We start from the raw sequence: 12517 nt of genomic DNA, 5'->3' as shown, positions 1-12517 counted from the left end.
GGACCGGCTTCGGTCCGTCGCCGAGCGGCTCAGAGCCCCGGCGCGACGAACCACTCAGAGCCCCGGCGCGACGAACCACTCAGAGCCCCGGCGCGACGAACCACTCAGAGCACGGTGCGGCGGCGGCTGACGGCGGCCGCGCCGAGCAGGACGAGGACCGGGGCCGCCGTGACGGCGATGCCGAGCGTGGGGGTGCCCTCCCCGACGACGGCGCCGACGGAGACCGCGGTGAGATGGGTGAGGAGATCGCACAGGACCAGGGCGGCCACCGCGAGCGGGACCCGGGCGTCCACCAGCGACCACGCCAGGCCCAACACCACCAGGGCGATCATGGTCTGCTGCTGGAGGTGGAAGGCCGGGCCGAGCATCGTGATGAGGCCGGTCGGCAGGGCGATCACGGCGACCGGCACGGCGGCCAGCCACGGCGCCGGGCTGGAGCGTTCCCGGACGGGGCTCAGGTTGACGGCCGGCACCAGCAGGGCGGCGACGGGGGCGGCCCAGAATCCGTCGTTGAGGTAGGAGCCGGTCATCTCCAGGGCGATCGCCGACGGTGCGACGGCCAGGACGGCGGCGAACGCGGCCAGGCGGTAGGCGCCGCGGGCCAGGGTGACGAGGGCGACCACGTGCAGGGCGAGGCCGACGAGGCCGGCGACCGCGTACTGGAGGATGCCGGGCGGGCTGCCGAGGATCGCGGGCACGTCCAGCGGGAGGGAGCTGAGCAGGTCGACCGCGACGGCGTACACGAGAAGGGCGAGGGCGGCGAGGCGGGTCGCGGAGTGGGCGAACTCCCGGGGTGTGCGGTGGACGTCGGAGCCGGCCCGGGCCCGTAGCGCGCCGAGGACCAGGGCGGACGTCTCGCGGAGGGTGGGTCGCTCGCCGGACTGGAGCAGGGTGTCGAGGATCTCGTCGCGGGGCGAGTGGGCCGGGTAGAGGCGGACGAGGCGGGCGTAGCGGCGTTCGATCGGGTTCATGCGGGGCGCACCACCGGGCGGGTCACGACGCGGGCGGCTTCGGCATACACCCTGGCCTGTTCCTCGAGGGCGGCGCGGCCTCCGGGGGTGAGCTCATAGGAGCGGCGGGCCCGGCCGTTGACGATCTCCTCGGCGGCGACCTGGATGTGGCCGCCGGTGGTGAGCCGTTCGAGTGCCGTGTAGAGGGTGCCGGTGGCGAGGCGGATCCGGCCGCTGGACAGCTCGGACACCCGCCGGATGATCGCGTACCCGTGCAGCGGCCCGTGTTGCAGGGCGGCCAGGGTGAAGTACGTGGTTTCACGCATGCACCCGACTATACGTAGTTACACGACATATGACGAGTCCAGGCCATCGGTATTGGCTCTGGTCCGGCGGTTCGATCGGGCACAGGATCGGGGCATGCATCCGGAAACCCGTCTCGTCCACGTCCGCGTCCCGGTCCCGGCCAGCACGCCGCTGTCGGTGCCGCTCTATCAGACGTCGTCGTTCGCGTTCGACGATCCCGGCCCGCTCGCCGACGGGCTCAACCGGCCGGACGGCTCCTACGTGTACTCGCGGTTCGCCAACCCGACCGTACGGGCCCTCGAGGAGACCGTCGCCGACCTGGAGGGCGGGGTGGCGGCGATCGCCACCGGCTCCGGGATGGGCGCGATCTCCACGGTGCTGCACGGACTGCTGCGCACCGGCGACCACGTGATCGCCCAGCACACCCTCTACGGCGGCACCCTCGCCACCCTGCGTGACCTGTCCGACCGGTTCGGGATCGACGTCACCTACGTGACCGGGCACGATCCCGAGGAGGTACGGGCGGCGCTCACCCCGCGTACCCGGATCCTCTATCTGGAGACCGTCGCCAACCCGACCGGCCACGTCAGCGACCTGCCCCGGCTCGCCCCGATCGCCCGCGCGGCCGGGGTCACCACGGTCGTCGACAACACGTTCGCCACGCCGGTGCTGTGCCGGCCGATCGAGCACGGCGCCGACGTCGTCATCCACTCGGTCACCAAGTTCCTGGGTGGCCACAGTGACGTGACCGGCGGCATCGCGGTCTTCGCCGACGACGGCCGCTACCGGACGGTATGGGGACACGGCGTGGAGTTCGGTTCGGTGGCCGACCCGTTCGCGGCCTGGCTGACCATCCGCGGTCTGCAGACGCTGGCGTTGCGGATGGCCCGGCACGAGCAGAACGTGGCCCGGATCGCCGGGTTCCTCACCGGGCATCCGGCGGTCGAGCGGGTGCTGTGGACCGGTGCCCCGGACCATCCCAGCCACGCGGTCGCGGCCACCTTCGTGGACGGCTTCGCCGCGCCGTTCTGTTTCGACCTCGCCGGCGGCTACGACGCGGGCCTGCGCTTCCAGCAGGCGATACGGCTGGTGCGGCTGGCGCCGTCGCTCGGCGGGACGCAGACGCTGATCCTGCATCCGGCGAGCAGCTCCCACCGGCAGCTCGACGCCGAGCAGCTGCGGGCCGCGTCGATCGGCCCCGGCACGATCCGGATCGCCGTCGGCATCGAACACCCCGACGACCTGATCAAGGATCTGGAGCAGGCGCTCGGCGCGAGCTGACCGTCCGCACACCGTGCCCGGTATCGATCCGGGTGTTTCCGATCCGCCCGAACGGGCACAGAACGTGCGGAGGACATCCGCGACGGTTTGAGGAGACCCCCCGATGGCAGGCAACGAGCACGAGGTCAACCGCAGCGCCAAGAGCGGGCGGTTCGTCAAGGAGAGCACCGCGAAGCGGCAGCCGGAGACCACCACCACCGAAACCGTGGGCGGGGACTCCGAACGCGGCGACCGCGAGGTCAACCGCAGCGCGAAGACCGGCAAATTCGTGACGGACACCACCGCGGAGCTGCACTCGTCCACGACGGAGACACAGAAGCTCTGATCCTCCTCGCCGAACCCGCCCTCCGCGCCCATCTCGCGGTGGGCGGGTTCATTTTCTCCGGTACGCGTGACTTCGTCCCGCCGAACTGAACCGTCCCGTCCGTGCGGCGCGATCTCGCTGCTCGCTCCGGCCTGTGCCGCGCCCGCCGGGCCGGCGTCGATCCGGCCGTCCCTCTCGCGGCCGGCCGCGCCTTCCGCCGCCCGGTGCCGCGCTCCGGCGCAGCGGGAGTGCGGCACCGGGGACCACAGATCTCAGCCCGGCGGCCGCGGCACGGGCCTGCGCGGGCAGCGGCATCGCGCCGGGCGGGCGGAACAGCCCGAAATGTACGGGACTACGCCACGCGTACCGGAAATGGGGTTGGGAGGCGATCGACGGGCCTTGCGCGGGTGCGGGATGGTCTGGTGGGGTCGAAGGACCGTCCTCCGAGGAGTCGCCGGCATGCGGAAGCATCTGATCGTCGTTCTTCCCGGAATCGGGGGCAGCGTCCTGGCCCCGAAAGGCCGCCCGGACGAGCCGGTGTGGTCGGTCGGCTGGCCGGACCGGCGGCTGCTGCGCCATCCGGAGATGTTGGCGCTCGATCAGGAGCTGGAGCCGGTCGGGCTGATCTCGTCGCTGCGGCCGGTGCCGTTCTGGACGGCGATCACCGGCTACGAACGGGTGGTGGCGGCGCTGTCGGACGGCCGGAACCCGGATCCGACGGTGCTGGCGGCGCCCTATGACTTCCGGCGCGGAATCGTGCCGGCCGCGCAGCGCCTCGACGACCTGGTACGGCAGCGGCTGGAGACGCTGTGGCCGGGCGCCGACCACCGGCGGCGAGTGATCGTGGTGGCGCACTCGATGGGCGGGCTGGTGGCCCGGTACTGGATCGGGCCGGGCGGCGCCGCCGGGCTGTGCCGGTCGCTGATCACGCTCGGCACCCCGCACTGGGGCGCCCCGAAGGCGCTGTCGGTGATGGCGCACGGGCTGCGGATCGGCGGCGTGAGCGTGCTGCCGGGGCTGCGGGACGTGCTGCGCACCTGGCCGGGCCTGGCCCAGCTGTTGCCGCGCTATCGGGCGGTCGGGCATGCGGGCGGTCTGTGGTATCCGCATGAGGTCCCGTTGCCGTGGCGGGAGTGGGGCGCTGATCCGAGGGCCGCCTACGACCTGCACCGGGAGATCGAGGCGGCGTGGGAGAACCTGCCGCGGAGCGGGACCACGATGGTGCCGCGAATCGGGTTCGGGCACGGCACCCTACGCGACTGCCGGTGGGACGGCGCCGAGCTGACCGTGTCACCGGCGCCGCCGGCGTGGCCGGAGCTGGGCCGCTGGGACGACGAACGCGGCGACGGCACGGTGCCCGCGTTCTCCGGGCTGCCGGTGGAGATGCGGCAGCCGCCGGAGGACTTCCTGATCCGGCGGCGGCACGGGCAGCTCGGCGCGCTGCGGGAGGTGTCGGCGCTGGTGGCCCGGCTGGAGGGTCGTGGGGATCTGTGGGCGTACAAGGGCGACCGGCGTCCGGCGGTGCTCGGCCTCGATCTGGAGGAGCTGCACGCGGCCGGCACGCCGATCCCGGTGGCCGCGTCGATCCGCGGCTCGCAGGTGAGAACCGACGCGGGGCCCGTGTGGGCGTCGGTGCTCGACGTACGGGGGCGCCCGATCGGCGTCGACGCGCGGCTGGAGTACGACGGCGAGCACCGTGGCGTGCTGCCGGGGCTGACGCCGGGTGTCTACCGGCTGCAGGCGACGGTTCGCGGCGTGCCGGGGGCCGGTGACCTGACCACCGAGCAGACGATCGAGGTGTTCGATGACGCGGACCTCTGAGTGGCCGCCGTTCGACGGGGATCCGGGCCGCTACGTGGTGCCCGAGGCGGTGGCGATGCACGCGGCCGTTCCGGCCGGTTCGGCGGAGTCGGCCGTCGTCCGGCTGCGGGCCGTCTGGGACGCGCTTCGCCGGATCCGGATCGGGTACGCCCACGAACCTCCCGGCCCGGGTCCGCAGCGGGTGCGGCCGCCCGCGGAGGTGCTGGTCGCGCCGCGCGCCGGGACCTGTCTGGACCTGGCGCTGGTGCTGGCCGGGGCGCTGGAGCACGCCGGGCTCCGGGCGGGGGTGGTCCTGCTGGACCCGGCCGGCGACGGCGACGGGCACGCCCTGACCGTGGCACGCCTGCACGGGGACCGGCCGTTCCCGGCGCCGGCGGCCGAGTTCGCGGCGGCGCTCGACGGTCCGCCGCGCGACTTCGTGGCGATCGACCCCAACGGGCTGGCCGTCTCGCTCGGCGCCACCTCGACGACCGGCCTGGACACCGACCTGGACACGGCCGTCGCGACCGGCCACGCCATGCTGTCGGACCCGCGGTTCACCTGGCGGCCGCCGGTCCCGGGCGAACCGGGCCGGCACCGGCCGCCACGCCTGCCGCCGGTGCTGCCGCTGCGGGAGATCTACCGGGCGCCGGACGCCGCCGGGTCGGTGCTGGCCCTGGTTCGGGCGGAGTACGCGCTCACCCCGTTCCAGGCTCGCGACGAGCTGCTGGTGCTGGATGACTTCGCGCGGCGGGTGGCGGCCGGGGAGCGTACCGGTCTGGTCGTCGTCCACGGCACGGGTGGCGCCGGCAAGACCCGGCTCGCGCTGGAGCTGGCCGACCGGTTCCGCCGGGAGGGCTGGTACGCGGGCCCGTTGCGCTCCCCGGACGGGCTCGCCGAGGTGACCGCTCCGCTGATGGTGATCGTCGATTACGCGGACGCCTCGGTGACGGCGCTCGACGAGCTGCTGGACGTGCGGGGTAGCGCGAAGGGCCGCCCGCCGTGGTGGTGGCGACGGCCCGGTCCATCGACGGCGACTGGCTGACCGAGGTCACCCACGCCCGTACCCACCTGCTCGAGGTCATCGGCCTGGACGAAGCCCACCCGCACCCCGGCCAGGTCTACGAGCGCACTTTCGCCGCACTGCGCCCCGGCCCCCGGCCGCCGCTACCGGAACCGCGCCCCGGACACACCTGGACCACCCTGGACCTGGTCCTGTTCGGCTGGCTGGCGGCCGTCTCCGGCGGCGCCCTCCCGGCCACCCGCGACGGCCTCTACCGGCAGGTGCTCGACCACGAGCAGAAGTACTGGGCGGCGAGCTGGACCGACCTGCACGGGGGCCGCGCCGACCGGCCGCTGCTGGCCGAGGCGGCCGCCTGCCTGACGCTTCTCGGACCGGCCTCCCTGGACGCCGCCGCCGCGGTCCTGACCGGGGTCGGCGCTCTGGCCGGGGACGCGCGATGGCGGCGCGACATCGCGCGGACCTTCGAGATCTGTCTGCGGCAGCGGCCGGGCGAGCGCTGGGCGATCCGCCCGGACCCGATCGGCGACCACCATCTGCTGCGGGTCCTCACCGCGAATCCGGAGTTGCTCGGCCGCTGGCTGCCACCCGATGTCGGCGACACGGTGCTCGACGGCGCGCTGGCGGTGCTCCAGCGCGCCGGCGGGCTGTTGCTGGCCGACGCGATCCGGGTGGATCCGCGCCGGTGGCGGCCGGTGCTGGCGATCGCGGCGACCCAGGGTGGCCCGGCGCGGGAGGCCTTGGAGACCCTGGCGGTGGCTCATCCGCTGCCGCTGGCCGAGATGTCCGAGCTGCTGCCGCCGGGGTCGGCCGGTCTGTGGCGGCTGGGTCTGCTGGTCGACGAGCGCCGCCTGGCCGAGGCCGCCCCCGGCGAACGCGCCGATCTGCTGCTGCGGGTCGCCCGGCGCCGCTCCGACGCGGGTGACGGCGACGGCGCCGTGGCGGCGGCAGCCGAGGCCGTCGAACTGCACCGCGCATCGGGTTCCCCGGGTCTGGCCGCGGCTCTGGCCGAGCTGGCCGTGCAGGACCCGGCCGGGCTGGCGGCGGCCACCGAGGCCGTCGAACTGCTCCGGGCCGGTGACGACCGGATCGCTCTGGCCCGGGCGCTGGGCACGCTCGCCAACCGCCGGTTCGACACCGGAGACCGGGCCGGTGCGGTGCTGGCCGCCGAGGAGGCGCTGAGCGAGTTCCGAACCGATCCGCGACGGTGGCGCCCGGACATCGCGCTGACCCTCGCCAACCTCTCCCGGTACGAACGCAGCGAGGCGGCCGGGGCCGAGGCGGCCGAGATCTACCGGGAGCTCGGGGCGCTGCCGGAGCTGGCCACGACCCTGAACATGGCCGTCCGCCGGTCCGAGCGAGGCGACCACGCCGGGGCGCTGGCCGCCCTCGACGAGGTGGTGGAGGTGCGCCGCCGGCTGGCCCGGATCAACCCGCGGGCGTTTCTGCCGGAGCTGGCCGCGTCCCTCAACAACCAGGGCAATCAGCGGTCCAACCTCGGCGACCGGGCGGGCGCCGTGGCCGCGCTGTCCGAGGCGGCCGAGATCTATCAGCGGGTGGGTTCACCGGCCGATCGGGCCATGGTGCTCAACAACCTGGCGGTGGAACGCTCCCGGGCCGGCGACCCGGCCGGAGCCCTGGAGGCGGTCACCGCGGCGGTCGAGCAGTACCGGCTGGGCGGTCCGTCGTACGAGCTGGCCGGCGCGCTCACCAATCTCGCCATCGAACGGTCCCGGTCCGCCGACCGCGAGTCGGCGCTGGCCGCGGCCGTCGAGGCGGTCGGCCTGTACCGGCGGTTGGGCGCCGGACCGGAGCTGGCGACCGCGCTGAACGTGCTGGCCAACCGGCTGTCGGAGAACGGCGACCACGAGGGCGCCCTGATCGCGGCGTCCGAGGTGTTCCTGATGCGCCGCGAGCAGGGCGACGAGGCCGGGCTGGCGCTGACCCTGAACAATCTGGCCACCCACATGGCCGCCGTCGGCCGGCTCACGGACGCGGTCGAGTTCGCCACCGAGGCGGTCGACCGCTACCGGCGGATGAACGCGCCGTCGCGCCTGGCGATGGCGCTGCACACCCTGGCCGAACGGCAGGCAGGGGTCGGGAACCGTTCCGCCGCGCGGGCGGCCGCCACCGAGGCCGTCGCGATCCGCCGCCGGGTCGGGACGCCCGCCGAGCTGGCCCAGTCGCTGACACAGCTGGGCGGTCCGGCGGCGCGAGAGGCGGCGGGCATCTTCCGCCGGCTCGGTATGCGCGCCGAGCTGGCCCGGGCCCTCACCGAGTCGGGCGATCCGGAGGCGGTCGGCATCCTGCGTGAGCTCGACGACCCGCTGCTGCTGCCGGAGCTGGGCCGGGCGCTGGCCCGGGCGCCCGGCGAGGACGGCCCCCGCGAAGCGGTCGAGATCTTCCGGCGACTGGGGCTGCGGCCTGACCTGGGCCGGGCGCTGACCCGGCTGGGCGGCGACGCGGCCCGCGAGGCGGCCGGCATCTTCCGGGAGCTGGGGCTGCGCGCCGATCTGGCGGAGGCGCTGATGCGCGTGCCCGGTGACGTGGCCGCCGCCCGGGAGGCCGTCGCCATCCTGCGCACGGTCGGCGACGACGAGGCCCTTGCCCGGGCGCTGCGCAACCTGGGCGACGCGCGGGCGTGGCGGGACGCGGTCGCCGAACGCGGTGGCCGGTTGCGCGCCGACCACGCCGCCTGGCTCGCCGCCCGGGGCCGCAACGTGGCCGCCGAGATCACCCGTGCCGCCGCCGAGGCGTCGAGCCCCGAGGACCGCCGGCACGTCTGGGAGGTCGCCCTGAGTCTGGGGCCGGCGCTGGGGCTGCCCACCGACCACCTGGAGTTCATCGAGGGCTGGCTCACCGCGCCCGACTGGCCCGGGCAGGCGGCTGTGCTCGCCCGGCACTACACCCTGCTCGGCGGGCACGGGCTGCGGCGCACCCTGCGGCGGGCACACTCCCTGTACGCCGACGAGCGCCTCGAAATCCTCACGATGCTCGTCGACGACATGGGCCGGCGCGGCGTCGACGTGGTCCTGGCCGACCTGGAACGCTCCGTCGAGGAGCAGGACGCCATCGCCGCCTGGAAGGCCCAGCCGTCCTGGCCCGCGTCGATCGATCACCTGCGCGAGCACGCCGCGATCCTGACCCGGCCGACCGTGCAGGCGGTCCTGATCCGCTCCGGCGACCCGCTCGACCGGCAGCACGCCACCGTGTTGCGGCTGGCCGACCGGTTCGCTCTCGACACCGTGCTGCGGGTGCTCACCGAGCCGCCGACGACCGCCGAGCTGGCGTTGCGGGCTGTCGAGGACGGCGACCTGGCTCTGCTGATCGACCTGATCCCGGCGTGCCCGGCGGTGCTGGAGCTGCCGGGCGACGGCCCGTTCCTGTGGGCGGTGATGCTGTTGTCCGCGGGCCGCCGAACCGAGGGCCTGGAGGTTGCCCGGGTCGCCGCCGGGGTGATGAGCGATCTGCAGGTGCGCGCCAACCGGATCCGCCTGCGCAAGATGCTGGCCACCCCGCTGCCGCCGGGCTGCCGTGCGGGCGTCGAGGGGTTCCTGGCGCTCCTCTCCCCCTGAATTTGCACCTAGTGCAACGATGCACCTAGTGTAGGAACGGTGACGACCGCGCCCCTCGACCGCCGGGCCGCGCTGAAGGCACGCCACCGTCGCGCGATCCTCGACGCCGCCGACGCCCTGATCGGTGAGGGTGTCCGGTTCAGCGTGGATCAGCTCGCCGAGCGGGCCGACGTCTCCCGGCGGACCATCTTCAACCACTTCGTGTCGATCGACGACGTGGTCACCACGGTGTGCAGCGAGATGCTGGGCGAGGCGGTCGGCAGGTTCCGCAGCACCGTCACGTCCGGGCAGCGGGCGTCGATGTTCGACGACGTCGCCGGGGCGCTGCGCGACACCGACGTGCCCGGCGTCATCGGCTACCTGTGGCGGGCGCTCGGCGGGTTCGCCCCCGGCGACCCGCGGGCCGAGCACATCTTCCAGGCCACCTTCGCCCGGACCTCCGAGGAGATGGCCCGGGAGCTGGCCCGCCGCTACCCGGGGGTGGATCCGATCGACGCGGCCATCCTCGTCAGCTCGCTGATGAACGGGACCGTGGTCGTCGCCACGCACTGGATCGCGGTGACCTCCGCGGCGACCGACGGCGAGTCCCGCGACCTCTGGCGTCACCTGCTGGAACGCCTCATCGAAACCGTACGCACCGGCTACTAGAAGGAACGAAGCACATTGGCCGAGCTTCTCTATCGCCTGGGCCGGCTCTGCGCCCGGCGCGCCGGGATCGTCCTGGGCTCCTGGCTCGTGATCCTCGGGCTGTCCGTCACCGGCTACTTCGTGGCCGGCGGCGAACTGTCCCCGATGGTGAACATCCCGGGCACCCCGACTCAGAAGGTGAGCGACCGGCTCGCCGAACGGCTGCCGGCCGTCAGCGGCGGCAGTGGGCGCCTGGTCTTCCACACCCCGGACGGATCGGCGTTCACCGACACGCAGAAGGCGGAGATCGCCGCCCTGCTGACATCGACCGCGGAGCTGGAGGGCGTCCGGTCCACCACCGACCCGTTCGCCATCGCGCAGCAGATCGCCGGCCGGCAGGCGCAGGTCGCCGACGGGATCGAGCAGATCGAGGCCGGGCGGGCACAGCTGGACGAGGGCCAGGGTCAGCTGAACGCCGCCAAGGGCCTCCAGCTCGACCCGGCCACCCAGGCGCAGGTCGACGAGAAACAGGCGCTGCTCACCGAGAAGCGGGCCGAGCTGGAGGCGCAGGCCGCCGATCTGGAGCGGGGGCGCAGGCTGCTGGCCATGTCGGCGCCCATCCGCACGGTGACGGCGGACGGTTCGGCGGCCGTGGCGCAGGTGCTGTTCGAGAAGCCGCAGCTGGACGTGACGCCGGAGGTCAAGAAGGCCCTCATCGAGCACGTCGAGGACGGCGTGCCCGCCGGGGTGGAGGTGGAGCTCTCCAACGAGATCACCCAGGAGGTTCCGGAGATCCTCGGCGTGGGCGAGATCGCCGGTCTGGTCATCGCCGCGATCACGCTGCTGGTGATGCTGCGGACGCTGATCGGCGCGGCCCTGCCCATCCTGAGCGCGCTGACCGGCGTCGGCATCGGTGTGACCGCCGCGCTGTCGCTCTCCGGCGCGGTGGAGATGCTGTCGATCACCCCGGTGCTGGGGGTGATGCTGGGCCTGGCGGTCGGCATCGACTATTCGCTGTTCATCCTGAACCGGCATCGACGGCAGTTGATCGCCGGCGTCGACTTCCACGAGTCGATCGGCCTGGCGAACGGCACGTCCGGCAACGCGGTCGTGTTCGCCGGCGCGACCGTGCTGGTGGCCCTGCTCGCGCTGAACGTCACCGGCATCCCGTTCCTCGGCCTGATGGGCACGGTCGGCGCGATCTGTGTCGCGGTCGCCGTGCTGATCGCGGTCACGCTCACCCCGGCGCTGCTGTCGCTGATCGGCCGCCGCGTCCTCAACCGCACAGCCCACGCGCAGGCCCCGTTCGACAACCGGCCGATGGGCACCACCCGGGCCGTGCTCACCGTCGTCGGCCTGACCGCCGCGCTGGTGACGGTCGCCATCCCGGCGCTGTCGATGCGGCTGGGCCTGCCGGACGGCTCGTCCGAGGCCACGGAGTCCACCCAGTACCAGGCGTACCACCTGACCGAGCAGCGGTTCGGCGCCGGCGTGAACGGGCCGATCCTGGTGATGGCCGACCTGCCCGCCCCGCTGACCGGCGACGCCCAGCAGGACGAGCAGATCCGTCTCGGCACGCTGCTGCTGGCACAGAACAACGTGTCGGCGGTCGCCCCGATCGGAGCGTCGGCCGACAACACGACGCTCGCCTTCCAGGTCGTCCCGGACGGCGGCCCGAACAGCTCGTCCACCGCGCAACTGGTTCGCGACCTGCGGGGCCTGTCCCCCGTCTCCGGTGACGTCACCCTCGGGGTGGCCGGCACCGCGAGCGGCAACATCGACATCTCGGAGAAACTGGGCAAGGCCCTGCCCGGCTATCTGGGCCTGGTCGTCGGCCTCTCCCTGATCATCATGATCTTCGTTTTCCGGTCGATCCTGGTGCCGTTGACCGCGACGCTCGGTTTCATCCTGTCGCTGTTCGCGACGTTCGGCGGCGTCACCGCGATCTTCCAGTGGGGCTGGCTGGGCTCGGTCTTCGGCGTCCACGACCCGGGCCCGGTGCTGAGCTTCCTGCCGACGATCCTCATCGGCATCCTGTTCGGCCTGGCCATGGACTACCAGCTGTTCCTGGTCTCCGGCATGCGCGAGGCCTACGCCCACGGCGCTCGCGCCCGGATCGCCGTCCAGCAGGGGGTGTACGCCGGCCGCACGGTCGTCACGGCCGCCGCGATCATCATGATCAGCGTCTTCGGCGGGTTCATCTTCTCCAACACCGCGATCATCCGCTCGCTCGGCTTCGGCCTGGCGTTCGGTGTGCTGGTGGACGCCTTCCTGGTCCGCATGCTGCTGATCCCGGCGATCATGCACCTGCTGGGCGACACCGCCTGGTGGATCCCCCGCTGGCTGGACCGCATCCTGCCCAACGTGGACGTCGAGGGCACCGCCCTGGAACGCTCCCACCCGGTGGTCCCGCACGCGGAACCCGCCGCCCCACAGTCGGAGCCCGCGCTCCGCTGATCCCGCGTCGCCGTCGCCCCGCTGCCGCCTCCCACGGCAGCGGGGCGTTCCTCTTCCCCGACCCCATTCCCGGTACGACAAAGCCGCGGCCCACTGCCACTCACGCCCGGTGCCGCGCCCGCCGGGCTGAGCGTGAGTGGGCCGAACGGTTAGTCTCGGCCCATCGTGGGAAAACCTGATCAGTTACTCACCACGC

9 protein-coding genes are annotated in these 12517 nt (G+C 73.6%); 7 read left to right on the top strand and 2 right to left on the bottom strand.

Translation table 11 applies throughout. The annotated features are described in order from the left end of the window. Positions 1-104 precede the first annotated feature (104 nt). Entirely contained in the window at positions 105-971 is an 867-nt protein-coding gene (locus AB0I88_RS39960) for a hypothetical protein (RefSeq protein ID WP_361037291.1), read from the bottom strand. Then, the gene (locus AB0I88_RS39955) at positions 968-1276 is read right to left on the bottom strand and encodes a PadR family transcriptional regulator (protein WP_361037289.1); all 309 of its coding nucleotides are present in this window, start codon (positions 1274-1276) and stop codon (positions 968-970) included. Before AB0I88_RS39955 ends, AB0I88_RS39960 begins: the two co-directional genes overlap by 4 nt. Before the next feature lie 94 nt (positions 1277-1370). Between AB0I88_RS39955 and AB0I88_RS39950 the strand changes: the two genes are divergently transcribed. The 7 genes from AB0I88_RS39950 to AB0I88_RS39920 all read left to right on the top strand — a co-directional run bounded on the left by AB0I88_RS39950 (position 1371) and on the right by AB0I88_RS39920 (position 12321). Continuing rightward, positions 1371-2537, top strand: a complete 1167-nt coding sequence (locus AB0I88_RS39950) for an aminotransferase class I/II-fold pyridoxal phosphate-dependent enzyme (protein WP_361037287.1) — start codon at positions 1371-1373, stop codon at positions 2535-2537. Positions 2538-2640: 103 nt separating this feature from the next. Then, entirely contained in the window at positions 2641-2862 is a 222-nt protein-coding gene (locus AB0I88_RS39945; RefSeq protein ID WP_361037285.1) for a hypothetical protein, read from the top strand. A 438-nt stretch (positions 2863-3300) separates the two neighbouring features. Then, positions 3301-4662: a hypothetical protein gene (locus AB0I88_RS39940; RefSeq protein ID WP_361037283.1), complete on the top strand. Its 1362-nt coding sequence runs from the start codon at positions 3301-3303 to the stop codon at positions 4660-4662. Then, the gene (locus AB0I88_RS39935) at positions 4646-5686 is read left to right on the top strand and encodes an ATP-binding protein (RefSeq protein ID WP_361037281.1); all 1041 of its coding nucleotides are present in this window, start codon (positions 4646-4648) and stop codon (positions 5684-5686) included. Before AB0I88_RS39940 ends, AB0I88_RS39935 begins: the two co-directional genes overlap by 17 nt. Further along, positions 5644-9237 carry a tetratricopeptide repeat protein gene (locus tag AB0I88_RS39930; RefSeq protein ID WP_361037279.1) on the top strand — a complete coding sequence of 1198 codons (3594 nt, stop codon included), beginning with the start codon at positions 5644-5646 and terminating at the stop codon, positions 9235-9237. The genes AB0I88_RS39935 and AB0I88_RS39930 overlap by 43 nt, the downstream gene beginning before the upstream one ends. Before the next feature lie 39 nt (positions 9238-9276). Then, on the top strand, positions 9277-9885 hold the full coding sequence (locus tag AB0I88_RS39925; RefSeq protein WP_361037277.1) for a TetR/AcrR family transcriptional regulator: 609 nt from the start codon (positions 9277-9279) through the stop codon (positions 9883-9885). 15 nt (positions 9886-9900) lie between these two features. After that, positions 9901-12321 carry an MMPL family transporter gene (locus tag AB0I88_RS39920; protein ID WP_361037275.1) on the top strand — a complete coding sequence of 807 codons (2421 nt, stop codon included), beginning with the start codon at positions 9901-9903 and terminating at the stop codon, positions 12319-12321. The last annotated feature ends 196 nt before the right edge of the window (positions 12322-12517 follow it).

Source organism: Actinoplanes sp. NPDC049802 (assembly GCF_040656595.1).
Taxonomy (GTDB): Bacteria; Actinomycetota; Actinomycetes; order Mycobacteriales; family Micromonosporaceae; genus Actinoplanes.
Note: the sequence above shows the minus strand (reverse complement) of the source record. Positions and strands in the feature narration are given on the sequence as shown.